This window comes from Gilvirhabdus luticola, assembly GCF_040117515.1.
Taxonomy (GTDB): Bacteria; Bacteroidota; Bacteroidia; order Flavobacteriales; family Flavobacteriaceae; genus Gilvirhabdus; species Gilvirhabdus luticola.
Genome location: NZ_JBEEEN010000001.1, coordinates 100,371 through 125,527 on the forward strand (window position 1 = coordinate 100,371; position 25,157 = coordinate 125,527).

27 protein-coding genes are annotated in these 25,157 nt (G+C 32.5%); 25 read left to right on the forward strand and 2 right to left on the reverse strand.

Going from position 1 to position 25,157, the window contains the following annotated elements; genetic code table 11:
• The first annotated feature begins 84 nt into the window (after positions 1-84).
• From AAFP94_RS00480 to AAFP94_RS00530, 11 genes are all read left to right on the forward strand, one after another.
• Positions 85-1,275, forward strand: a complete 1,191-nt coding sequence (locus AAFP94_RS00480; protein WP_316661168.1) for a pyridoxal phosphate-dependent aminotransferase — start codon at positions 85-87, stop codon at positions 1,273-1,275.
• A complete protein-coding gene (gene murB, locus AAFP94_RS00485) occupies positions 1,275-2,288 on the forward strand; it encodes a UDP-N-acetylmuramate dehydrogenase (RefSeq protein WP_316661166.1) in 1,014 nt (337 codons plus the stop codon). Before AAFP94_RS00480 ends, murB begins: the two co-directional genes overlap by 1 nt.
• Positions 2,289-2,342: 54 nt before the next feature.
• On the forward strand, positions 2,343-2,876 hold the full coding sequence (locus AAFP94_RS00490) for an RNA polymerase sigma factor (RefSeq protein ID WP_316661165.1): 534 nt from the start codon (positions 2,343-2,345) through the stop codon (positions 2,874-2,876).
• Between the two features lie 7 nt (positions 2,877-2,883).
• Positions 2,884-3,684: an anti-sigma factor gene (locus tag AAFP94_RS00495; RefSeq protein ID WP_316661164.1), complete on the forward strand. Its 801-nt coding sequence runs from the start codon at positions 2,884-2,886 to the stop codon at positions 3,682-3,684.
• Positions 3,685-3,787: 103 nt separating this feature from the next.
• Positions 3,788-3,991 carry a membrane or secreted protein gene (locus AAFP94_RS00500; RefSeq protein ID WP_316661163.1) on the forward strand — a complete coding sequence of 68 codons (204 nt, stop codon included), beginning with the start codon at positions 3,788-3,790 and terminating at the stop codon, positions 3,989-3,991.
• Between the two features lie 6 nt (positions 3,992-3,997).
• Positions 3,998-5,110 (forward strand): glycosyltransferase, encoded by a 1,113-nt coding sequence (locus AAFP94_RS00505; RefSeq protein WP_316661162.1) that lies wholly within the window; start codon positions 3,998-4,000, stop codon positions 5,108-5,110.
• Entirely contained in the window at positions 5,101-5,649 is a 549-nt protein-coding gene (locus AAFP94_RS00510; protein WP_316661161.1) for an RNA polymerase sigma factor, read from the forward strand. The genes AAFP94_RS00505 and AAFP94_RS00510 overlap by 10 nt, the downstream gene beginning before the upstream one ends.
• Positions 5,649-6,869, forward strand: a complete 1,221-nt coding sequence (locus AAFP94_RS00515) for an Nramp family divalent metal transporter (RefSeq protein ID WP_316661160.1) — start codon at positions 5,649-5,651, stop codon at positions 6,867-6,869. Before AAFP94_RS00510 ends, AAFP94_RS00515 begins: the two co-directional genes overlap by 1 nt.
• A 47-nt stretch (positions 6,870-6,916) precedes the next feature.
• Positions 6,917-7,795, forward strand: a complete 879-nt coding sequence (lipA, locus tag AAFP94_RS00520) for a lipoyl synthase (protein ID WP_316661159.1) — start codon at positions 6,917-6,919, stop codon at positions 7,793-7,795.
• The gene (gene gap / locus AAFP94_RS00525) at positions 7,795-8,793 is read left to right on the forward strand and encodes a type I glyceraldehyde-3-phosphate dehydrogenase (RefSeq protein ID WP_316661158.1); all 999 of its coding nucleotides are present in this window, start codon (positions 7,795-7,797) and stop codon (positions 8,791-8,793) included. The genes lipA and gap overlap by 1 nt, the downstream gene beginning before the upstream one ends.
• Positions 8,794-8,840: 47 nt before the next feature.
• A complete protein-coding gene (locus AAFP94_RS00530; RefSeq protein ID WP_316661157.1) occupies positions 8,841-11,072 on the forward strand; it encodes an ATP-binding protein in 2,232 nt (743 codons plus the stop codon).
• Positions 11,073-11,082: 10 nt separating this feature from the next.
• Here AAFP94_RS00530 and lpxK read toward each other — a convergent pair whose 3' ends face one another.
• A complete protein-coding gene (gene lpxK, locus AAFP94_RS00535; RefSeq protein WP_316661156.1) occupies positions 11,083-12,087 on the reverse strand; it encodes a tetraacyldisaccharide 4'-kinase in 1,005 nt (334 codons plus the stop codon).
• Positions 12,088-12,137: 50 nt separating this feature from the next.
• Here lpxK and AAFP94_RS00540 point away from each other — a divergent pair, with 50 nt between their 5' ends.
• From AAFP94_RS00540 to msrA, 3 genes are all read left to right on the forward strand, one after another.
• Entirely contained in the window at positions 12,138-13,232 is a 1,095-nt protein-coding gene (locus AAFP94_RS00540; protein ID WP_316661155.1) for a Nif3-like dinuclear metal center hexameric protein, read from the forward strand.
• 3 nt (positions 13,233-13,235) lie between these two features.
• Positions 13,236-14,015: a zinc ribbon domain-containing protein gene (locus AAFP94_RS00545; protein WP_316661154.1), complete on the forward strand. Its 780-nt coding sequence runs from the start codon at positions 13,236-13,238 to the stop codon at positions 14,013-14,015.
• Between the two features lie 121 nt (positions 14,016-14,136).
• The gene (gene msrA, locus AAFP94_RS00550; RefSeq protein ID WP_316661153.1) at positions 14,137-14,829 is read left to right on the forward strand and encodes a peptide-methionine (S)-S-oxide reductase MsrA; all 693 of its coding nucleotides are present in this window, start codon (positions 14,137-14,139) and stop codon (positions 14,827-14,829) included.
• 75 nt (positions 14,830-14,904) lie between these two features.
• Here msrA and AAFP94_RS00555 read toward each other — a convergent pair whose 3' ends face one another.
• Positions 14,905-15,327 (reverse strand): (4Fe-4S)-binding protein, encoded by a 423-nt coding sequence (locus AAFP94_RS00555; RefSeq protein WP_316661152.1) that lies wholly within the window; start codon positions 15,325-15,327, stop codon positions 14,905-14,907.
• Between the two features lie 116 nt (positions 15,328-15,443).
• Here AAFP94_RS00555 and kynU point away from each other — a divergent pair, with 116 nt between their 5' ends.
• The 11 genes from kynU (at position 15,444) to AAFP94_RS00610 (ending at position 25,109) form a co-directional block, all read left to right on the forward strand.
• Positions 15,444-16,715 carry a kynureninase gene (gene kynU, locus AAFP94_RS00560; protein ID WP_316661151.1) on the forward strand — a complete coding sequence of 424 codons (1,272 nt, stop codon included), beginning with the start codon at positions 15,444-15,446 and terminating at the stop codon, positions 16,713-16,715.
• Positions 16,708-18,105, forward strand: a complete 1,398-nt coding sequence (locus tag AAFP94_RS00565; RefSeq protein WP_316661149.1) for an FAD-dependent oxidoreductase — start codon at positions 16,708-16,710, stop codon at positions 18,103-18,105. Before kynU ends, AAFP94_RS00565 begins: the two co-directional genes overlap by 8 nt.
• A 93-nt stretch (positions 18,106-18,198) precedes the next feature.
• Positions 18,199-18,600 carry a RidA family protein gene (locus AAFP94_RS00570; protein WP_316661148.1) on the forward strand — a complete coding sequence of 134 codons (402 nt, stop codon included), beginning with the start codon at positions 18,199-18,201 and terminating at the stop codon, positions 18,598-18,600.
• Positions 18,601-18,689: 89 nt separating this feature from the next.
• Positions 18,690-20,129, forward strand: a complete 1,440-nt coding sequence (locus AAFP94_RS00575) for an aldehyde dehydrogenase (protein WP_316661146.1) — start codon at positions 18,690-18,692, stop codon at positions 20,127-20,129.
• Between the two features lie 8 nt (positions 20,130-20,137).
• Positions 20,138-20,920, forward strand: a complete 783-nt coding sequence (locus AAFP94_RS00580) for an SDR family oxidoreductase (protein WP_316661145.1) — start codon at positions 20,138-20,140, stop codon at positions 20,918-20,920.
• Between the two features lie 24 nt (positions 20,921-20,944).
• The gene (locus AAFP94_RS00585) at positions 20,945-21,481 is read left to right on the forward strand and encodes a 3-hydroxyanthranilate 3,4-dioxygenase (protein ID WP_316661144.1); all 537 of its coding nucleotides are present in this window, start codon (positions 20,945-20,947) and stop codon (positions 21,479-21,481) included.
• A gap of 6 nt (positions 21,482-21,487) precedes the next feature.
• Positions 21,488-22,570, forward strand: coding sequence for an amidohydrolase family protein (locus AAFP94_RS00590; RefSeq protein WP_316661143.1), 1,083 nt, complete (start codon positions 21,488-21,490; stop codon positions 22,568-22,570).
• A gap of 44 nt (positions 22,571-22,614) precedes the next feature.
• Positions 22,615-22,935, forward strand: coding sequence for a GIY-YIG nuclease family protein (locus tag AAFP94_RS00595; protein WP_316661142.1), 321 nt, complete (start codon positions 22,615-22,617; stop codon positions 22,933-22,935).
• A gap of 56 nt (positions 22,936-22,991) precedes the next feature.
• A complete protein-coding gene (locus AAFP94_RS00600) occupies positions 22,992-23,639 on the forward strand; it encodes an O-methyltransferase (RefSeq protein WP_316661141.1) in 648 nt (215 codons plus the stop codon).
• Between the two features lie 13 nt (positions 23,640-23,652).
• Positions 23,653-24,423, forward strand: a complete 771-nt coding sequence (locus tag AAFP94_RS00605; protein WP_316661140.1) for a carboxylesterase family protein — start codon at positions 23,653-23,655, stop codon at positions 24,421-24,423.
• A 29-nt stretch (positions 24,424-24,452) separates the two neighbouring features.
• A complete protein-coding gene (locus AAFP94_RS00610; RefSeq protein ID WP_316661139.1) occupies positions 24,453-25,109 on the forward strand; it encodes a class I SAM-dependent methyltransferase in 657 nt (218 codons plus the stop codon).
• The last annotated feature ends 48 nt before the right edge of the window (positions 25,110-25,157 follow it).

The following is a 25,157-nucleotide window of genomic DNA, read 5'->3' on the forward strand; positions in this document are numbered from 1 at the left end:
CTTTATAACGCTATAAACATTAATAGCTGTTTTTTAAAAAAACTTTAAGATAATTTTCGCAACTTTGCCTTTTAATTATAAAAAATGCCAACAATATCCCACAAAGGCTTATCGATGCCTGAATCTCCAATTAGAAAGCTCGTTCCTTTTGCTGAAGAAGCCTATAAAAAAGGTAAAACTGTATATCATTTAAATATTGGTCAGCCAGACATAAAAACACCAGACATTGCTTTAGATGCTGTTAAAGTTCATTCTCTAGATATTTTGGCCTATACCAGATCTGAAGGTTCAGACGAATACAGACATAAAATTGCCAATTATTACAAAAAACATGATATTCATCTAACTCATAAAGACATTATAGTTACCACAGGTGGAAGTGAAGCACTATTGTTTGCATTTGGGACTATTATGGATGTAGATGATGAAATTATTATACCTGAACCTTTTTATGCCAATTATAATGGCTTTTCTACTGCTTCTGGAGTTAATATTGTTCCTGTAATTTCTAAAATAGAAGACAATTTTGCATTACCTCCAATCGAAGAATTTGAAAATCTAATCACGAACAAAACAAAAGCTATTTTAATTTGTAATCCTGGAAATCCAACAGGGTATTTATATTCAAAAGATGAGATACAAAAATTAGCCTCTATAGTTAAGAAGCATAATTTGTTTTTAATAGCTGATGAAGTATATAGAGAGTTTGCTTACGATGGACACCAGCATTATTCTATCATGCAAGAAGAAAGCTTGAAAGAACATGCGATTATGATAGATTCTGTTTCAAAAAGATATAGCATGTGTGGAGCACGAATTGGTTGTTTAGTATCTAAAAATAAGGAAGTTATTAAAACGGTATTAAAATTTGCACAGGCTAGATTAAGCCCTCCAACTTTAGCACAAATAGCTAGTGAAGCTGCTCTAGAAACACCTCAAAGTTATTTTGATGCAGTTATTGAAGAATATGTGGATCGTAGAAATACACTAATACAAGAATTACAGAAAATTAAAGGTGTTAAAGTTGCCAAACCAAAAGGTGCTTTTTATTGTATTGTGGAACTTCCTATAAAAAATGCTGATACTTTTGCCCAATGGTTGCTTGAAGAATTTGATATTAACAATGAAACAGTAATGATTGCTCCTGCTGCAGGTTTTTATTCTACACCATATGTTGGTCTAAATCAAGTTAGAATTGCGTATGTGCTTAAAAAAGAAAGTTTGATTAAAGCTGTCAATATATTAAAAGAAGCTTTAAAAATTTATAAAGGTTAGTGCAGATTCAGCAAAACATATCCTTAAAATCATTTAATACATTTGGTATAGATGTAAATGCTAAATATTTTGTATCTGCATCTACTGTTGATGATTTAAAACAAGTTTTAGCCTTAACCAATCATAAAAATAAGTTCATACTAGGTGGTGGCAGTAATATGTTACTTACAAAAGATATTGACGAGCTTGTAATACATATCAATTTAAAAGGAATTTCAGTAATTTCTGAAGATGAAAACCATGCTTTAGTAAAGGCTAATGCTGGAGAAAACTGGCACGAATTTGTACTTTGGACTTTAAATCAAGATTATGGAGGTTTAGAAAATTTGTCATTAATTCCAGGAAATGTTGGAACAGCCCCAATTCAAAACATAGGTGCTTATGGTGTAGAACTTAAAGATACTTTTGTGTCCTGTGAAACCATTTTAATAAGTTCTGGAGAGATGTCTTCTTTTTTTAAAGACCAATGTAATTTTGGTTATAGAGATTCTATTTTTAAAAATGAAGCTAAAGGAACATATATTATTACCAGTGTTATATTTAAACTTACAAAAAAGAACCATCAATTAAACACAAAATACGGTGCTATTGAAACAGAGCTTGAAAAAATAGGAATTAAAACTCCTACAATTAAAGATGTTTCCAATGCTGTAATATCAATCAGACAAAGTAAACTACCGGATCCTAAAGTTTTAGGAAATAGTGGTAGTTTCTTTAAAAATCCCATCATTAGTTTAGAACATTTTAATAAATTGAAAGATAATTTTCCTGAAATTCCATGTTATCCAGCATCTGAAAAAACAGTTAAAGTTCCTGCGGCTTGGTTAATAGAAAAAGCTGGTTTTAAAGGAAAACGCTTTGGTAATTATGGTGTTCACACAAAACAGGCTTTAGTATTGGTTAATTATGGTAATGCTGATGGTTCAGACATTTTAGCATTAGCAAAAATAATACAGAAAACAATTCTGCGTTTATTCAATATCTCTATTGAAGTTGAAGTAAATATTCTATAATCTAAAAAGAAATTAATACTTTTAGCCAATACCTATAACTAAACTTTATTAAACTTGATTAGCCCGATTGAAAAAGAAATAGTTTATCTATTAAATAAAGCTGATAAAAAAGCTATCTCTCTGCTTTATGAATATTATGCAAACTCTCTTTATGGCGTGATTTTAAAAATTGTTACAGACGAACATCTAGCTCAAGATGTGCTTCAAGAAAGTTTTGTTAAAATATGGAAAAATGCTAAAAAGTATGACTCAAAAAAAGCTAAACTATTTACTTGGCTTTATCGAATAGTGTATAATACAGCCATAGACAAAGTTCGTTCTACGTCTACCAAAACCAGTAAAGAAGTCCAAATCGAGACTTCCAACGTATATAAATTAACATCAGCAGGATTGAATCAGGATGTTTTAGACATTAAAAAACACCTTTCTACCTTGGATGAGAAGTATCAAATTGTGATTAATGCCTTATTTTTTGAAGGTATGACACAACAAGAAGCAAGTGATGAATTAGAAATTCCACTTGGAACAATAAAATCAAGATTAAAAATTGGACTTCGTGAATTGAAAAAGATTTACGATCCAGAATAAAAAAGTCATGAATGATAAAATAATTACATTTTTAAATTCTGACCTACTAGAAAAATATCTATTAGGAGAAACTACTTCTGCAGAAACAGAAATGGTTGAAACTTACATTTCAAAGTACCCAGAAGTACAGAATGCATATAGCACGCTACAAGATAATTTAGAAATTGTCGCAAAAAGTAATGCTGTTGAAGCACCAAAAAGCATCTTAAATAATATTTTAGATGAACTTGACGAATCACCTGTTATTAAATTAACTCAGGTAGAAATGAAGTATAAAAAGTGGTATAAATTTGGAGTTGCTGCAAGTGTTGCTGCATTAGTTTTTGCTGCATCATCATTTATATTCTATTCTCAAAATCAAAAACTATCTAGAGAAAACCAAGTAGTAGTTGATGAAATTTTTGACTTAAGAAGTGATATTGATGAAAACAATGAAATGTTAAGTAAGGTTATGAGACAACTATTAAGACTCAATAATCCTGAAACAGAAAAATATATCATTAAAGGTAATGAGCGTGCAAAAGACTTGAAAACTGTGGCATATATTAATGCAAAAGATAAAACATCTATGATTGATGTTGTATCCTTACCTCAATTACCTGAAGAACAGTGTTACCAAATTTGGGCAGAGGTTCAAGATAAAATGGTTAACCTTGGTATTTTGAGTGAAACCGATAGACAACTTAAAGTAATCCCATATACAGAAAATGCTTTAGGACTCAATATTACTATAGAGCCAAAAGGTGGTAATACAAGTGCAACTCTTGATAATTTAGTAGCAGAGATTGCTATTAACAACAATAATTAATTAAACTTATCATATAATTAAAAGTCGGATTTTATATCTAAAAATCCGGCTTTTGTTTTTTTATATTTTCATCTAAATACAATACCTTTGTAAAAATTTTTGGATGAAACTTCTACTTATCACATTAGTACTTTTGGCATTGGCAATTGCTGGCATAGCTATAAAAATTTGGGCAAAAAAAGATGGCAAATTTGCTGGCACTTGCGCAAGTCAAAACCCAATGATAAATAAAGATGGTGAAACATGCGGCTTCTGTGGTAAAACTCCAGACCAGTTTAAAGATTGTACTGAACCTGAACACGTATAATCAAATATGACTATTGTTCAAATAATTTTCTACTTCTTTCTTGTTGTAGTTTTTATTCAGTTTATTTATTACTCCATTTTTTTAACTCAATTTGCACTTTTAAAACCTAAAAAATACAGTAAAAAAAATATTGCCGTTTCCGTAATTATTTGTGCAAAAAACGAGGCTGAAAATCTTAAGTCATTTTTACCATCAATAATTAATCAACAATACTCATCATTTGAAATCGTATTAATTAATGATGGATCTACAGACAAAACTTTAAAGGTTATGCAGAAGTTTGCTTCAGAAAACGATAATATTAAGATTGTAGATGTTAAAAATATTGAAACGTTTTGGGGCAATAAAAAATACGCACTAACGCTTGGTATCAAAGCTGCCTCTCATAATTTTTTACTATTTACTGATGCCGATTGTAAACCTGTTTCACAACATTGGATTAAAGAAATGAGTTCGCATTTTGGTAAACAAAAAACCATTGTTTTGGGATATAGTGGTTATGCTAAAGTGAAAAATTCCATTTTAAATAAGCTTATCAGGTTTGAAACATTATTAACAGCGATTCAATACTTTTCTTTTACAAATTTTGGCATGCCTTATATGGGTGTTGGCAGAAATTTGGCATACAGAAAAGATGAGTTTTTTAATGCTAATGGATTTATGACTCATATGGATATAAAGTCTGGAGACGACGATTTGTTTATAAACCAGGTTGCACAATCAAAAAATACCAGTATTTGTTTTACAAAAGAAAGTTTTACACTGTCCAATCCGAAAAAAAGTTTAAAATCTTGGTTCATTCAAAAAAGGAGACATATAACTGCAGCTCATAGATATAAGGGCAAACATAAAATGGTATTGTCATTATTTTTCGTAAGTCAGTTTTTGTTCTGGTCTTTGGCTATTTCACTTTTAATCATACTTTTTAAATGGAAAATTGTGTTGAGCCTTATTTTATTAAGAATAGGTTTAATATTTACGGTTTTTGCGTTTTCTACAAAGAAATTAGGCAACAAGGATGTACTGCTATTATTGCCTTTTTTAGAACTTTTTTTAATTATATTTCAAATAACTATCTTTATCTATAATCTTATTTCAAGGCAAAACTATTGGAAATAGAAAAAGCCATAAAAAAAGCAAAGTCGAATGACCAAAAGGCATTTAACTTTTTATTGAATACATTTTGGGATGATGTTTACGGGTTTCAATTAAAGCATATTAAAAATGAAAACACAGCAGAAGATATAACCATCCAAACCTTTTCACGTGCTTTTGACAAAATTGACACCTTCAAAGAAGAATTTAACTTTAAAACTTGGTTAATAACCATTTCAAAGAACATTCATATTGATCACGTCCGAAAAGAAAAACGAAATTTGTCGCAAAACTTTTCTACCGATAATGATAATACTTTGTATCAAGTTTTAGATGAAAACCCTTCTCCAGAAGATAAAATTATTACAGAGCAAAATTTGGCAAAACTTCTTAGAGATATAAAAAAGCTGAAACCACATTATCAAGAAGTGATTAATTTAAGATACTTTCAAGAATTAAGCTATAAGGAAATCTCCAAACAACTTGATGAACCCATGAATAACGTAAAAGTAAAGTTGTTGAGAGCAAAAAAATTATTGGCAGAAATCATTCAAAAAAAATAATGGTATCTATACTAAAAAAATTAGGTCCTGGATTAATTTTTGCAGGTGCATCAATAGGTGTTTCACATTTAGTACAATCTACTCGTGCCGGAGCAGATTTTGGTCTTGGGTTAATTTGGGCTTTACTTCTCATACATTTATTTAAATATCCCTTTTTTCAGTTTGGAGCTAGATATGCCGCAGCAACAGGAGAAAGTTTATTGGACGGTTATAGAAAACTTGGGAAAGGCGTTTTGGTAGCATATTACATTATCACTTTTGCAACCATGTTTACTATTCAAATGGCAGTAACCATTGTAACTGCTGGATTGGCATCTTCGTTGTTTGGTAATTTAATAAGTTTAGATTTAGAGGTTTGGACGATTATAATCATTGCCATTTGTTTAATTCTTTTAATAATAGGTAAGTACAAATTATTAGATAATTTAATGAAGGTTATTATCCTAATTTTAACCATTAGTACGCTAACTGCAGTTGTTTTAGCAATTCAAGGCAATCAGCAAATGATTTCATTTACACAAGTACTCCCAGAAAAAAGTGTTGAAATCGTTTTTTTAATTGCTTTTATGGGCTGGATGCCAGCACCTTTGGACATTTCTGTAATCAATTCGCTTTGGGTTGTTGAAAAAAGAAAAACACTTAAAAAATTCAATACAAAATCAGCCATAATGGATTTTAATGTTGGTTATGTTACAACCATTGTTTTAGGAATTGCATTTGTGCTTCTCGGAACATTGATAATGCATAATAGTGGAGAATCATTTAGTGGTTCAGCTGGAGCATTTTCCAGCCAATTAATCAATATGTACACTCAAAGTCTAGGCAATTGGTCTTACATCATAATCGCCGTAGCAGCTTTTACCACTATGTTCAGTACTGCATTAACCACACTAGATGCCAATCCGAGAGCAATGTCAAGAACTACGGAACTACTTTTTAAAGAAAATAGTTATTTCGGATATACCTTTTGGATTGCTTTGCTTTCTGTTGGCACTATTTGTATTTTTTTCTTTTTAGCTTCAGAAATGGGATTATTAATTCAAATTGCCACTATATTATCCTTTTTAACTGCTCCATTTTATGCCATTATAAATTATAAGTTGATTTCGAGTAAACATACACCTAAAAAGTGGCATCCATCAATGAGAATGCACATATTAAGCTGGTTAGGAATAGTTTTCTTAATAGGATTTAGCATCTGGTATCTTACAATCTTATAACAAAACATTAAGATAATAGTTAGTATCTTTGTCATAAGATTTTTAAGATGAATACACAAACGGATTTAAGCATACCTGTAAAACGTGAGCCAAAACCTAAATGGCTCCGAGTAAAGCTACCAACAGGAAAGAAATATACCGAACTTCGAGGTCTTGTGGACAAATACAAATTGAATACTATTTGTACTTCTGGAAGTTGTCCAAATATGGGAGAATGTTGGGGAGAAGGTACAGCAACCTTTATGATATTAGGTAATATATGTACTCGTTCTTGTGGATTTTGTGGTGTTAAAACTGGTAGACCAGAAACCGTAGATTGGGATGAGCCTGAAAAGGTAGCACGATCTATCAAGATTATGAATATAAAACATGCTGTTTTAACCAGTGTTGACCGCGACGACTTAAAAGATATGGGAAGTATTATGTGGGCTGAAACTGTTAAAGCAGTAAGAAGGATGAATCCAGAAACCACTCTTGAAACACTAATCCCAGATTTTCAGGGAATAGAACAACATATTGATAGAATTATTGATGTTGCTCCAGAAGTAGTATCACACAATATAGAAACAGTAAAAAGATTAACACGAGAAGTTAGAATTCAGGCTAAATATGAAAGAAGTTTAGGTGTTTTAAAATATTTAAAAGTGCAAGGACAAAGAAGAACAAAGTCCGGAATAATGCTTGGATTGGGAGAAACTCGTGAAGAAGTTATTGAAACACTTCATGATTTAAGAGCTAATGATGTAGATGTTGTAACCATTGGTCAATACTTGCAGCCAAGTAAAAAACATCTACCTGTAAAAGAGTTTATTTTGCCACAACAGTTTGAGGAGTATAAAGAAATTGGTCTAGATTTAGGTTTCCGTCATGTAGAAAGCAGTGCTCTAGTTCGATCTTCATATAAAGCGCAAAAACATATTGACTAATGATAAATGTTGCTATAAATGGGTTTGGCAGAATTGGCAGACGTGTTTTTAGATTACTTCAAGGCAATTCAAACATACAGGTTGTTGCAATAAATGATTTGGCCGATGCCAGAACATTAAGTCATTTATTAAAATACGACAGCATTCATGGAGTTTTAAAAGATAGTATTTCTTTTGATGAAAATCATATTATCATCAATAATAGAAAGATTGTTTTACTTAACCACGATCATCCAAAAGACATCAACTGGAAGCCATTTAATGTTGATTTTGTTATAGAATCTACAGGAAATTTTAAATTTTCTCAAAGTCTTCAAAACCATATAAAAAATGGAGCTAAAAAGGTTATTTTAAGTGTTCCACCACTTGAAGATGATATAAAAACAATTGTTCTTGGGGTTAATGAAAACATATTGGATGGTAATGAAACTATTATCTCATGCGCCTCTTGCACAACAAACAATGCAGCGCCAATGATTGATATTATCAATAATTATTGCGGTATAAGCCAAGCATATATTACAACCATTCATTCTTATACAACAGATCAAAGTTTACATGACCAACCACATAAAGATCTTCGGCGAGCTAGAGCTGCTGGACAATCTATTGTACCAACAACAACTGGTGCAGCAAAAGCATTAACCAAAATATTTCCAGAGCTATCAGATGTTATTGGTGGTTGTGGTATAAGAGTTCCAGTCGCTAATGGTTCTTTAACAGATATTACTTTTAACGTTAAAAGAGACGTTACGATACAAGATATTAACCAAATATTTAAAGAAGCTTCTTTAAATAAGTATAAAAATATCCTTGAATATACAGAAGACCCCATAGTTTCTGTAGATATTGTAGGAAATTACCACTCATGTATTTTCGATGCCCAAATGACTTCAGTTATTGGAAACATGCTAAAAATAATAGGTTGGTACGATAATGAGACTGGATATTCTAAAAGAATTATTGATTTAATTTGCAATTTATCGGAAAAAAAGTGACTTTTATCGAAGAAATATTTATATTTGTCGATAATAGTGTTAAAAAAATGTCCCAAGTCAATAACTATATTTGTGCTATTATAATGTTGTTGAGTTTCAGTGTATTCTCTCAAGAATCCGTCAATGATGACCCTGAAACTGTTATAAACAGCATTAACTATCATATTACACAATCTCAACACGACATTGATAACAGCAACTTCTTTGAGGCACAAGAAAAGCTTGAAAGTGCTTTAGAACTGGCGATAAAGATTGATGATAATAAAAATATTGGCTTAATTAATTCTAAAATAGGAAAGCTAAAATCTATTATCGAAGAACCCGATGAAGCTTTAAAATGGCTTACAAAAGCAGTGAAAATTCAACGTTTTGCTAAAGATGACGCCAATTTAGCGGAAACTTATAAAACCTTTGGAATAGTATTCAGTAGTAAAAAAGACTATAACCAAGCTATAGATTACTTCAAATCTGCTAAATCTTTATTTGAACAAGAAGGTCTTAATAACTATGTCGCAGAAGTACTATTAAGTGAAGGCAAAACCTATACTGAACTAAAAGACTATGCAAAAGCAAAAGTTTCTTTTGAACAGGCACTAGCGCTGGCAAAAAGGTATGATTTAAAGAAAATACAAAGTGGAACCTTAATTCATTTCGGAAAAGTAACTTCATTACTAGGTCATAAAAACATCGGTTTAAAACTTGCAAATGAAGGTTTAACAATAGCCAAGAACAATCGATATTTTGATGTAATTAATGAAGCTTATTTGATTATAAGTGACATTAATTACGCATTAGAAAATTATAAAGTTTCAAATGATTACTTAAAACAACACATAAAGCTTTCTGATTCCCTAATAGAAGTAAAACGAGAAAGCTTATCACCAGATAAGAGAATTCAATTTTTAATTGATAACCAAACTGAATACCAAAAGCAACAAGCAGCAGATTTGGCAGAACTAAAAGGTGAGAATAGTTTAGGGCGTTTAACCACTATCTTGAGTGTTGCATTAATTACCATACTATCATTATTGACATTATCTCTTTACAAAAACAATAATATTCGATTAAAAACCAACAATATGCTCCATAAAAAGAATAGTGAGCTTATTTTGGCAAAAGAAAAAGCAGAATTGGCTTCAAAAACTAAAGCCAATTTCCTTTCGACAGTAACACATGAATTAAGAACACCACTCTATGCTGTTACGGGTTTAAGTAATATGCTATTAGATGAAAACCCGAAACCCGAACAAATAAAACACTTAAAATCCTTAAAGTTTTCTGGTGACTATCTTTTAACATTTATAAATGACATACTTCAAATCAATAAAATTGAGGCCAATAAAGTTGAAGTTGAACCAGAGCCTTTTGATCTTAAGAAGAAAATTACCAATGTTGTTGCTGCTCTAAACAATTCAGCTTTAGACAATAACATTAAAATTCATTTTAATTACGAAAAGGGTTTACCTACCAATTTTGTTGCAGATCAGTTAAAGATTTCACAAATACTAATTAACCTTATTGGTAACGCAATCAAATTTACTAAAGATGGTGACATTTGGATAAGAGTATCCAAAATAAAAGAAAAAGGTGGAGTTTTTAATTTACGTTTTGAAGTAGAAGATAATGGGATTGGCATTTCTAAAGAAAAACAAGAAAACATGTTTGAGAGTTTCTCGCAAGGTTCAATTCAAATTAATCGGAAATATGGTGGTACAGGATTAGGTTTGTCTATTGTAAAAGGTCTTATTGAAATTTTAAAAGGTAATATATATATGAAAAGTGAATTAGGTAAAGGCACTACTTTCACTTTCGAATTACCGTTAGAATATACAGAGAAAATCGTAATAGAAAAGACATCTACTTACTTTAAAGACATTAAAGAAATGGACTTGAGTAAAGTGAAAATCTTGGTAGTAGAAGACAACAAAATTAACCAAATGATTACCAAAAAAATATTGAACAAAATGAATCTTAACTGCGATGTGGTTGATAATGGTGAAGAAGCCGTAGATATGGTTAAAAACAATAACTATGATGTTGTATTAATGGACATACACATGCCAGGAATAAGCGGCCTTGAAGCAACCAAAATTATAAGAACATTTGATAAAAAGCTCACCATTTTTGCCCTTACTGCTGTCACTCTAGAAGACAAAATGCACGAATTTGATGAAGCTGGATTTAACGATATCATTTCTAAACCGTTTAAACAAGAAGATTTTGAGAAAAAGCTTTTCCAAGCATTAACAAATGGAAATCCAAAAATAAAATTTGCTTAATTAAATTAGATCACTTTCTTACAAAATTTTCTATAAGTTTATTAAATTCTAAAGGTTTATCAATGTTTACTTCTATTGGCAAATAATATAAACTTTCAAGAATAGACTTATGATTTTGCAACCTTGTAAAATCTTTTTCTGTAGTAATAACAATATCCTCATTTGAAAATTTCGAAATATCACTTTCAGAAAATTCATGATGGTCCTTAAAATTGAAATGTTCAAAATTTTTGTTTTCTGACTTTAAAAAGTTGACTAAAGGTTCAGCATTGGCAATTCCGGTAACTAAACTAAAATCGTTTACATCTTCAAGTTTTATTTGCTCTTGTTCATTGATTATAAAGTCAGAATACTTAATTGAACTGAAAAATACTTTTTGCTCTGCTTTAGTGTTAAGCTTTTGAATAATTTCTCCTTTTTGCTTATCCGATAAAGTTTCTGGACATTTAGTGACAATAATAATATTTGCACGTTCAGCTCCAGATTTTGGTTCTCTCAAATTGCCTGTTGGCAGCACAAGATCGTCAACATATAAATTATTATAGGTAGTTAGCAGAATATTTAATCCTGCTTTTACTTTTCTATGCTGAAAAGCATCATCAAGCAAAACAACATCAACAGAATCATCACAAGTCTGTATACTTTCAATCCCATTTTGTCTATTAGTATCAACAGCAACAATAATTTCATTTTTAAATTTTTTGCAAAACTGAAACGGTTCATCACCAAGGGTCTCTGCTGAAGAATCTTTATTGGCAATTTGAAATCCAGAAGTTTTTCGTTTATAGCCTCTACTTAAAGTGGCAACTTTATGATTATCTTTTAAAAGCCTGATTAAGTATTCAATCATCGGTGTTTTACCTGTTCCACCAACACTTAAATTTCCAACACAAATTATTGGAATATTGTATGATTTTGAAGTCTTAATACCAAAATCATACAATTTATTTCTTGTCCATGTGACTGCATAATATACAGGGACAAAAGGAAATGATATGTTTCGGAGTAATTTCATTTAAGCGAAATTAAATATTTTATCTTTGTTACAACCCTAATTTAAAAAATATGATTGTTCAGGATATTATAAATCATTTAGAAGAACTTGCTCCCTTGGCTTATGCTGAAGATTTTGATAATGTTGGTCTTTTAGTCGGGAACAAAGAATCAAAAATCACAGGAATTTTAGTTACGTTAGACACCACTGAAGCCGTTGTTGACGAAGCCATTGAAACTAATTGCAACCTTATTGTTAGTTTTCACCCAATAATCTTTAAAGGCCTTAAAACAATAACAGGAAAATCCTATGTGGAGCGTACAGTGATTAAAGCAATCAAGAATGATGTTGCCATATTCGCTATTCATACTGCCCTGGATAATGCCCTACAAGGTGTTAATGATATCATTTGCAATCAATTGGAATTAACTAATAAGAGAATCCTAATTCCGCAACCAACTACTATAAAAAAATTAACCACTTATGTTCCTAAACAAGAAGCCGAAACTTTGCGTGAAGCATTATTTCATGCCGGAGCAGGAACCATTGGTAATTATAGCCATTGCAGTTTTAACGTAGATGGCATCGGTACATTTAATGGAAATGAAGATTCTAATCCAACTATTGGCACAAAAGGTCTAACACATCAAGAAGAGGAAGTAAAAATAACGGTTACATATGCCAAACATCTGGAATCATCTATTCTTAAAACATTGTTTAAAACCCATTCTTACGAAGAAGTTGCCTACGAAATAGTGACTCTTGAAAATAAAAACCAGCACATTGGCATGGGAATGATAGGAGAACTTAACAAACCAATGTCTGAAACAGAGTTCCTTAAAATGCTTAAAAATAAAATGAACGCTACATGTATCAGGCATTCTGCATTACTAGCAAAACACATTAAAACAGTAGCTATTTTAGGAGGTTCCGGTAGTTTTGCTATTCAGGCAGCAAAAGCTTCAGGAGCAGATATTTATATTACCGCAGACTTAAAATACCATGACTTTTTCACAGCAGAAAACAAGCTGATATTAGCTGATATTGGTCACTACGAAAGCGAACAATTCACAAAAAACTTTTTAGTTGCATATCTTACAAAAAAAATCATTAATTTTGCAGTCGTTTTATCAAAGATAAACACCAATCCTGTAAAGTATTTATAAAGTATGGCTAAAATCAAAGAAGTTACTGTAGAAGAGCGTTTAAGAGCTTTATACGATTTACAATTAATTGATTCTCGTGTTGACGAAATAAGAAATGTAAGAGGAGAATTACCTTTAGAAGTTCGTGATTTGGAAGATGAAGTTGCTGGTTTGAATATCAGATTAGAAAAACTTTTAATTAGTTTGGAAGCAACTGATAGTGAAATTAACGGAAAAAAAATCCTAATAGAAGAAGCCAAAGCACTTATAAAAAAGTATACAGAGCAACAAAAGAATGTTCGAAACAACAGAGAGTACAACTCACTAACCAAAGAAATTGAATTTCAAGAACTAGAAATTCAATTGGCAGAAAAGCACATCAAAGAGTTTAAAGCTCAAATAGAACAGAAAAAAGAAGTTATAGCTGAAACCAAGGAGCGTTTAAAAGAACGTGAAACACATCTTAAACACAAAAAAGGTGAGCTTGATGCTATACTAGCAGAAACTGAAAAAGAAGAACAAGCTCTAATCGCAAAATCAGAAGAATATAAAACTCAAATTGAAGAACGCTTAATTTCTGCTTACGGTAGAATTAGAAAGAATGTAAAAAATGGTCTAGCTGTTGTGCCAATTGAAAGAGGCGCTTCAGGAGGTTCGTTCTTTACGATTCCTCCACAAATTCAAGTAGAGATAGCATCGCGTAAAAAAATTATCACTGATGAGCATAGTGGTCGTATTTTGGTAGATGAAGAGTTAGCTAAAGAGCAAAGAGCAAAAATGGAAAAATTATTTTCCAAACTATGACTAATTCAAACTTAGTTAAAGCCTTTACAGTTTGTAAAGGCTTTTTTATTTTTAATTAAATCCGCTTTTTGCTTTAAGGTCTTTTAAATTATTTCGACTATAATTATTAAATCCTTTAATAATGAAGAAATCTATTTCAATAGTTATTCTATTTGTTATTTTTTTTAGTTGCCAAAACAATGCACAAAATAATAAATCACAAGATGTTTCAGCTTTAGAGCCTGTAGAAGTACCTTTACAAGATGGTTTGGCAAGAGCCTATTTTGCTAGCGGATGCTTTTGGTGTGTTGAAGCCATTTACGAAAGTGTAAAAGGTGTAGAAGAAGTTATTAATGGATATTCTGGAGGCCATACCAAAAATCCTACATACGAAGCCAGTAATACTGGCATAACTGGTCACGCAGAGTCTGTAGAAGTTATCTACGACCCAGAAAAAGTAACCTTTTCACAACTGTTAGATGTTTATTTTAACTCACAGAATCCTGCACAGGTTAATGGTCAAGGTCCAGATTTTGGGTCGCAATATCGTTCGATAGTTTTTTATCAAAACGAAGAACAAAAGCAAACAGCACTAGCAAAAAAAGAAGAGTACACAAAAAAATTCAATGTAAAGATAGCTGCCGAAATTGTACCATTTCAAAAATTCTGGAAAGCTGAAGATTATCATCAGAATTATGAAAAGCGAAATCCTAATAATCCTTACATCAAAAACGTATCGCAAAAACGTGTGGAACAGTTTAAACTATCTTGCCCATTATTAGTAAAAGGAACCACAAAAGAGGTGATTGATCAAATCAATAATGCTGAAAATTAAAATTGAAAAACATCTAAATCAATAGTTCAAAACGTATTTATATTAAACTTCCGCATTAAGCGTCTATATAAATTTTTAACCCTTAAATTCATTTTTTACATGCGTGCCGTCACAATAAGGTTTATTATGTGAATCTCCACATCTACAAAAAGCAGTCGTTTTATTTTTAGTCTCTTCATCGCCATTATTATGGATAACTTTAAGTGTGCCATAAACCAACAATGGGCCGTCTTTTAAAACCTCGATTTTTGTTTCTATATTATTAACAGCAATATCAACTTCTTCATTATTCATATAATAACTCAATGCTCCAGAAGGACAACACTTTACTTGATTAATTACAGCCTCGGTAGTGGCTGCGTTAATTCTAACCCATGGTCTTACTTTTGGTCTAAAAACATCGGGCAACCCTTTAAAGCAAATTCTAGAATGGGTGCATTTTTTGGCTTCCCAAACCACAGTAACTTCCCCATTTGAATACTCTCTTTTTTTAGCCATAGGATAAATATTTTACTAAATATACAAAAAGATTCTTCTAAAATTTAGTCTAACTTATCGGTTCATTTCTAAATTTATAATTCTTATTTTTGTTAGGAACTGAAAAACATCAGACATTGTCCAACTACAAATTAGGTCTTGATTTTGCTGAAGAATTAGACCAGAATGACGAATTATCATCTTATAGATATCAATTTCATATTCCAAAAGACAAGAATGGAAATGAATTAATTTACCTCTGTGGAAATTCTCTTGGTTTGCAACCAAAAAGAACCAAGTCATACATCAATCAAGAGCTTGAAGATTGGGCAAATTTAGGTGTAGAAGGTCATACTGAAGCAAAAAATCCTTGGCTACCTTATCATGAATTTTTAACTGAAAGCATGGCAAAACTAGTAGGTGCAAAACCTATTGAAGTAGTAACCATGAATACACTTACAGCAAATCTTCATTTTATGATGGTGTCGTTTTACAAACCTACAGAAACACGCTATAAAATATTAATTGAAAGCGATGCTTTTCCAAGTGATAAATATGCTGTAGAATCGCAATTACGTCATCATGGATTTGATGATAAAGAAGGTTTAATTCTTTGGAAACCTCGTACAGGAGAAGAATTATTACGCTATGAAGACCTAGAAACCATTATGGAGGAAAACGGTCATGAAATCGCTTTGGTAATGATAGGAGGAGTTAATTATTACACTGGGCAATTTTTCGATTTAAAACGTATTACAAAACTTGGTCATAAACATGGTTGTTTGGTTGGTTTTGATTGCGCTCATGGGGCAGGAAACGTAGAATTAAATTTACATGATTCAGAAGCAGATTTTGCAGTTTGGTGTACTTATAAATACTTAAATTCTGGTCCAGGAAGTATAGCCGGAGTTTTTGTGCACGAACGACATGCCTATAACAAAACTTTAAATCGATTTACAGGTTGGTGGAGTCATAATAAAGAAGCGCGCTTTAATATGCGTCAGGAATTTGACCAACTTCCTGGTGCAGAAGGTTGGCAATTATCTAATCCTCCTATTTTATCATTGGCAGCCATACGTGCGTCATTAGATATTTTTAACGAAGTAGGTATGGAAAAACTCAATAAAAAATTAAAAAAGCTTACTGGTTATTTTGAGTTCTTACTCAAACAATTAGGAGAAGATACTATCAGAATCATCACGCCAAGCAATTATGAAGAACGTGGTTGTCAATTGTCAATACAAGTAAAGAATACAGACAAAAAACTGTTTGATAAGTTAACAGAATCAGGTGTAATCAGTGACTGGCGTGAACCAGATGTCATTCGCTGTGCTCCGGTACCATTGTATAATTCTTATCAAGATGTTTATAAAATGGTTGAACGATTGAAAGCTATTTTAAATGAATAGACAACAAAACATTCTTATTATTGGTGCAGGTCTTTGTGGTTCACTCCTAGCTTTACGTTTAGGACAAAGAGGTTATAACGTAACGGTTTATGAAATGCGACCAGACTTACGTAAAGTGGATATTTCTGCCGGGCGTTCTATAAACCTAGCTTTTTCAGATCGAGGTATCAAAGCTATGAAACTAGTTGGTATTCAAGAGAAAGTGGAGTCACTTTGTATTCCAATGCATGGCCGTATGTTACATGACCTTGAAGGCAATACCACATTGGCTCCTTATAGTGGGCGAGATCACGAATATATCAATTCTATTTCACGAGGTCAACTCAACGCATTACTTCTTGATGAGGCCGAAAAACATGAAAATGTAACCATTCATTTTAATAAAAAATGTAAATCGGTGAACTTCGAAAAAACTACTGCCTCATTTAAAAATTATGAAACTGGCAATCTGTTTATTGAAGATGCAGATGTCATTATTGCTACAGATGGAGCTGGTTCGGCAATGCGAAAAAGTTATTATTTAGGAAAAAAATTCCTTTTTAGTTTTTCACAAGATTGGTTATCACACGGTTATAAAGAGTTGAGTATTTTACCAGATGAAAAAGGTAGTTATAAAGCGTATAAAAATGCATTGCATATTTGGGGACGAGAAGACTTTATGCTTATTGCTCTGCCTAATCTTGATGGCAGCTTTACAGTGACACTATTTTTAAGTTATGACGAAGGCGAATATAATTTCAACAATCTAACAACAAAATCACGTGTTTTAGAATTTTTTGAAAAATACTTTAAAGACGCCTTATCATTAATGCCAAATTTGGTTGATGATTTTTTCAACAATCCAACATCAGCTTTAGGCACAGTAAAATGCTCACCTTGGCATTACAAAGGAAATACTTTGCTAATGGGTGATGCTGCACACGCCATAGTTCCTTTTTATGGGCAAGGCATGAATGCTTCGTTTGAAGATGTTGTTGAGTTTGATAAAATTCTGGAGCAAGGGCATTCAAGCTGGGAAGCCGTTTTTAAAAACTATGAAAAGAATCGTAAAAAAGATACAGATGCTATTGCTGATTTAGCTATAGATAATTTTTACGAAATGAAAGGTCATGTTAATCATGTTAATTTCAGAGAAAAGCGTAATTTAGAAATGGCTTTTGAAAAAACATTTCCAAACGAATATTCTTCAAAATATTCGTTGGTAACTTTTAATGAAGATATTGGTTATCGTGAAGCTATGTTACGAGGTAGAGCGCAAGACAAAGCTATCTTAAATATGTTGGCAGATGGCACTTTAAATCTTGAAGATAATTTAAAAACCAATTTAGCCAAAGTAAAGTACGAAACAGAAAATATATTGGAAGACGACAGAATAGCAGGATTAAATTAATTTGTCATTTAGCACTATGATGCAGAATCCAATATGAATGAAATAACAATAAGTAGATTCTGAATCAAGTTCAGAATGGCAAAAAAGAATAAAATGAGTAAAGGCAAAGTAACACCAAGAGGCGCTTATCCACATGTAAAAGTGGTTGGCGATTTTATATTTGTTTCAGGAACCAGTTCTCGCAGATCAGACAATTCCATTGCTGGAGTTGATCTTATAGATGAGATGGGGACCAAACGTCTCAACATTGAAGTCCAGACACGTGAAGTTTTAAAGAACATTGATAAGAATTTACAAACTGTAGGAGCTTCATTAAATGATGTTGTAGATGTCACTACTTTTTTAGTAAACATGAACGATTTTGCAGGTTACAACAAAGCCTACGCAGAATTTTTTAATGCAGAAACTGGACCAGCAAGAACTACAGTTGCAGTACATCAATTACCTCATCCAGATTTGGTGGTAGAAATTAAAGTTATGGCTTATAAGAAATAAGAATAATATTATCATTCCGCACTTGATGCAGAATCCAAAAAAAAAAACAAACTAGTGTAGATCCTGAATCAAGTTCAGGATGACATAAGATGAATATAAAAAACTACATCAACGGCAACTTGCATGATCCAATTCAAAATAATTGGTTAGATAATTATTGTCCTGCTACTGGTAAAGTTTATGGACAAATACCTAATTCATCAGAAGAAGATGTAGAGAACGCTTATATCGCTGCCAAATCAGCTTTTCCGAGTTGGTCTCAAACTACTCTTGAAGAACGCAGTAGAATTCTGATAAGAATTTCGGAACTAATTGAAAAAAACCTAGATAAATTGGTCGAAGCTGAAAGTGAAGACAACGGCAAACCTATAAGTTTGGCCAAAACAATAGATATTCCAAGAGCCTCTAGTAACTTTCGTTTTTTCGGAAATGCCATAACTCAATTTGCGAGTGAAAGTCATGAGAGTGTTGGACTTAATGCAATCAACTATACTTTAAGACAGCCTATTGGTGTTGTTGGATGTATTTCTCCTTGGAATCTTCCACTCTATTTATTTACATGGAAAATTGCTCCAGCAATGGCAGCAGGAAATTGTGTTATTGCTAAACCTAGTGAAGTTACACCAATGACAGCCTATTTGCTAGGTGAAATTTGTAATGAAGCAGGTTTGCCAAAAGGCGTTTTGAACATTGTTCATGGTCTTGGTAACACAACAGGACAATCCATTATTGAGCATCCAGATATAAAAGCCATAAGTTTTACAGGTGGTACAGCAACAGGAGCACATATTGCAAAAGTCGCTGCTCCAATGTTTAAAAAACTGTCATTGGAATTGGGTGGAAAAAACCCAAATATCATATTTGATGATTGCGATTACAACGATATGTTAGATACTACTGTTCGTTCTTCTTTTGCAAATCAAGGACAGATTTGTTTGTGCGGTAGTCGAATTTTTGTTGAAGCATCTATTTACGATAAATTCAAAACTGATTTTGTGGAAAAAGTAAAAAGATTAAAAGTTGGTCATCCTTCAGAAAAGTCAACCGATATTGGTGCTATAGTTTCTAAACCTCATCTAGAAAAAGTATTGAATTATATTAGCATTGCTAAAGAAGAAAAAAGTAAAATATTGTGTGGAGGCAATCAAGTTATATTAAATGGTTTTGAAAATGGCTATTATCTAGAACCAACAGTTATTGAGGTTCCAACAGATGAATGTAGAGTGAATCAAGAAGAAATTTTTGGGCCAGTTGTTACTATCATGCCTTTCAACACAGAAGATGAAGTCTTGCAAATGGCAAACAAAGTTAAATATGGTTTGTCAGCAACACTTTGGACAAGTAATTTGCAACGAACCATGCGCATGACCAATCAATTGCAAGCTGGAGTAGTTTGGGTAAACACTTGGTTAATGCGTGATTTGCGAACGCCTTTTGGAGGTATAAAAGATAGTGGTGTTGGTCGTGAAGGTGGATTTGAAGCTTTGCGATTTTTTACAGAACCTAAAAATGTATGTATAAAATATTAGAATAATATATGAACTTAAACTTAAATAATAAAAACGCTTTAGTATGTGGCAGCACTGCCGGCATTGGAAAAGCAACTGCAATAGCATTAGCTGATGAAGGAGTAAATGTGACATTAGTAGCGCGAAATAGAGAAAAGTTAAAAGAAGTTTTATCAGAATTGTCAGAAGGAGGAAAACACAGTTATATTGTTGCAGATTTTTCTAACCCAAGAGATTTACAAGAACAAGTCATCAAATTTGTTGATCAATTTCACGGTTTTCATATTCTGGTGAATAATAGTGGTGGTCCAAGAAGTGGTGAAATACTAACAGCCAGTTTAGTTGAGTTTGAAAACGCATTTACACAACATTTGAAATGTAGTCATGTTTTAGCTCAATCTACTATTCCGTTCATGAAAGACGAAGGTTTCGGAAGAATCATAAACATTATATCAACATCTGTAAAAGAGCCAATTCCTGGACTTGGTGTTAGTAACACCATCCGAGGTGCCGTTGGTAATTGGAGTAAAACTTTGGCAACCGAAGTTGGTCAATTCGGTATAACTGTAAATAATGTATTACCTGGTTTCACAGAAACTGAACGGTTAAACGAAATAATTAATATTAAAGCCGATAAGGAAGGAACCTCATTTGAAGAAATGGCAGAAATCATGAAAGGCTATTCGCCTTCCAAGCGTTTTGCAAAACCAGAAGAAACAGCAAAAGTCATTACATTTTTGGCAAGTGAAGCAGCAAGCTATATTAACGGTATTAACGTTCCTGTTGATGGAGGACGTACAAAATCTTTGTAACTTTATAATATAAAATCAAACGTCATGAGTAAATTATTTCCTCCTATTAATTTTAAAGAATGGATTGAAGAAAACAGACATTTATTAAAGCCACCTGTTGGCAATAAAGTGGTTTGGAAAGATGGCGATTTCATAGTGATGGTTGTTGGTGGTCCAAACAATAGAAAAGATTATCATTACAATGAAACTCCAGAGTTTTTCTATCAAGTAGAAGGTGATATTGTTCTAAAAGTTATTGAGAATGGAGAGCCAAAAGATATTCATATCAGAGAAGGTGAAATATTTTTATTACCTCCAAAAGTGCCTCATTCTCCACAACGTGGAGCAAACACAGTAGGTTTAGTTATAGAATATCCAAGAGAAGAAGGTGTGCAAGATGCTTTGCTTTGGTTTTGTGAAAATTGTACTACCAAACTATACGAAGAAGATTTTACATTAGATAATATTGAAACAGACATGCCAAAAATCTTTGATAAATACTACAGTGATCAAGAAAAACGTGCTTGTCCAAATTGCGGCAAAATTATGCAACCACCAAAAAAAGTTCAGTTAGAAGATTAGTTTTATATGAAACGTAAACTTCGCATTAACGGTCATTCTCACCTTCTACCATATCCGGAAGAGATTCCTTCTTTCATGAAGGACAAAGGTATTTTTTGGGTAGATAAAGACCGTAAATTCATGCTTCAAAAAGATTGGAGTCGTCCTGTTACAGATTCTAGTTTTTTCCTAAATGAAAAGTTAGAATGGATGGAACGCTACAAAATTGACCATGCTGTTGTCCTAAACTTATCACAGCTCTATGGTAATGGTTTACGTCTGGAAGAAATGAAACAAGCCTTAAGGTTTCAAAACGACTTTAATGCAAGAATTCAGCATGACCATCCTGGTAAATTTACTTGTGGATTTGTTGTGCATCCCGGTTTTGTTCGTGGAGCATGCTGGGAAATTGAACGATGTGTAGAAGTTTTAGGTTTGCGATTACTTTGTCTTCCAACACATTATATGGATACTATTGGAACTTGGAGAAGCATTTTCGACGAAGAAAACCAACCAATTTTTGAGCTGGCCAATAAGTACAATTTAGCCGTAGAAATTCATCCTTATGATGGTGAAAAATTCATAAAACTTGAGAATACGTCTTGGCGTTTTCATTTAATCTGGATGCTGGCACAATGTGCAGATGCTTATCACTTTTTAACCTTAAATGGTCTTCAGGATAAATACCCAAACATGAGAACTTGTTTTGCTCATGGTGGACAATTAGCCCAAATTAATTTAGGACGTCGTATTCAAGGGTTTGATGGAAGACCCGATTTGTTTAAAGGCAAACACCATCCGCGAAAAGCTGTTGGCCATAAAAACATTTTCTTTGATACTTTGGTTCATGATACGGGCTCATTAGAGTTACTAATTAAAAATCAAACTTCAAAACAAGTTTTAATGGGCTTGGACGACCCTTATCCATTAGGCGAAATGGAAAGTGCCAAACAATCTTCCTATCCAGGAAAAATTTTAGATTTGGCTGTAGAGCGAAACATCATAAATGAAGAAGAACGAGATGCTATTTGGGAAGATAATGTGATACAATGGCTATATGGTGATGATGAAAAAGGCAAGCAAAAAATGGTAAACAAGATTTTAGGGTAATGTCTGTTCGAGCGCAGTCGAGAACTATTTAAAACGAAATGTAAATGACAACATATTATGTTTATATATTAAAATGTGCTGACAGCTTAACTTATACTAGAATAACAAATAATATTTCAAGACGATTTAAAGAACATCAAAAAGGTTTGAATAAAAATTGTTTTACGTATAACAGAAGACCATTAGAATTGATTTTTCATCAAGAATTTAATGATATTGAACAGGCAATTTCTTTTGAAAAAAAAATCAAAAACTGGAGTGCAAAGAAAAAGTTGGCATTAGCAAATGGTAATTTTGAAATGTTGCAAATTTTAGCAGAGTGCAGAAATGCAAGTCATTCAAAGTATAAATCTATAAAAGAATGAGGTCTCATCTCGACTGCGCTCGATGTGACAGTTCGACTTAACAAAATAGAAAAATCATGCATTTCATACCAGAAAAAATTGATGATTATGTTGTAAACCATTCTGAAGATGAACCAGAATTATTACAGCAACTCAATAGAGAAACCAATCAAAAAATTCTGCAACCACGCATGTTGAGTGGTCATTACCAGGGCAGAGTATTAAGTATGATATCTAAATTAGTAAACCCCAAAAACATTCTTGAAATTGGAACCTATACAGGTTATTCTGCATTGTGTTTGGCAGAAGGCATGCAAGCTGATGGAGAATTGCACACCATAGATATTAATGAAGAATTGTTCGATATTCAACGTAAATATTTTGACCTATCTGACTACAGAAAACAAATACACCAGCATTTAGGAGATGCTTTGAAGATTATCCCAAAATTAGAGGTTAAGTTCGATTTGGTGTTTATTGATGCAGACAAAGGCAATTACGTTAATTACTTTCATACTGCAATAGACAAATTAAACTCTGGTGGCATCATTCTCTCTGACAATGTACTTTGGACTGGAAAAGTATTAGAAACAGTGCAACCTGACGATATTGACACTAAAACCCTTATTAATTACAACAAACTTCTTAAAGAAGATACTAGAATTGAAACCGTCGTTCTCCCAATACGAGATGGATTGACCATCAGTAGAAAGAAGAATACCTAACAAATAATGAAAAATGAAATTATTTAAATCTGAATTAATTAGTGTATTAATATTACTTTTTTGTTTTAGTACTATTTTTAAATCGTTTTCACAATCATCTCATTTTAGTTATGAAGAATATATAAATAGCGACGGTGAGATATTAAAATATAGACAAATGGTATCCGACTACGCTTTTGATACCAAATACCCATTAGTTATTTTTTTACACGGTTCAGGTGAAAGAGGAAGTGATAATGAAGCACAATTAAAATGGGGAGTAAAAAATTTTGCGACCAGTGAAAATATGAAATTACATCCTTCATTTGTAATTGCACCACAGTGCCCACAAGATATGAGTTGGGGAAATTTTCAAGGTGAAGATGTTTTGCTTCAACCTAAACCAACTAAACCCATGAAGCTTTTAATAGAGCTTGTTCATGAAGTTATTAATAATTTACCCATTGATACAAATAGAATTTATATTACCGGACTTTCTATGGGTGGATTTGGAACTTTTGATGCCATATCAAGATATCCAGACTTGTTTGCTGCTGCAGTGCCAGTTTGTGGTGGTGGCGATGTGACAAAAGCAACATCTATTGCACATATACCAATGTGGATATTTCATGGGGCAAAAGATGATACCGTAGACCCAGTTTTATCACAAAAAATGATAGCTGCATTAACTAAAGCTGGAGCGCATCCTGGTTTTACGCAATATCCTGAAGTTGGTCATTTTTCTTGGATTGCAGCTTATAGCGATACTATGATGATGGAATGGTTATTCAATCAGCGAAAGTAATACTTGCCATGATAAAAAATAGTAAACTTATGAATAAGAAAACCGAATTAAAGAAGCCAGCCTTACCACCTATGGGAGCACAAGACTTCTCGGAGATAGAAGATTGGTCTGGATATTTCAATGCTGTTCTTGGTAAAGGGGCAAGAGACACACTTATTGCAGCCCTAGATTCTTTTGAAAAAGAAGGATTTAATAATAGATTTGCCATCGATTTAGCAGCTGGTGAAGGACGTGATTCACTAGAACTGCTCAAAAGAAACTGGCAAGTATTAGCAACCGATAATCACCCAGAAGCATTCACTTATTTATGGGCTAGAGTCCCTGAAATTTTGAAACCCAACTTGACGACCACCGAGGTGAACTTCTGTAATATGAAGTTTCCAGAATGTGACATGGTGAATGCTAGTTTCGCTTTACCATTTTGCGAACCTCAATATTTTGAAGTGCTATGGAATAAAATCGTAGCATCAATTCGTCCTGGAGGTAGGTTTGCAGGTCAGTTCTTTGGAAATAGAGACACATGGGCATCTCTTGCAAATCGCTCCCATCATTCCCGTGAAGAAGTTTTAAAGCTATTGGAAGGGTTTTCAATAGAACTAATGAGGGAAGAAGAACGAGATGATCCGCCGGGCTTAAGAAAACCAAAACATTGGCATATATTTCATATAGTAGCTAGGAAACATTAATAGTAAAAGAAGATAAAAACAATTTGTTTATCAACAGGGTAGTTAAAG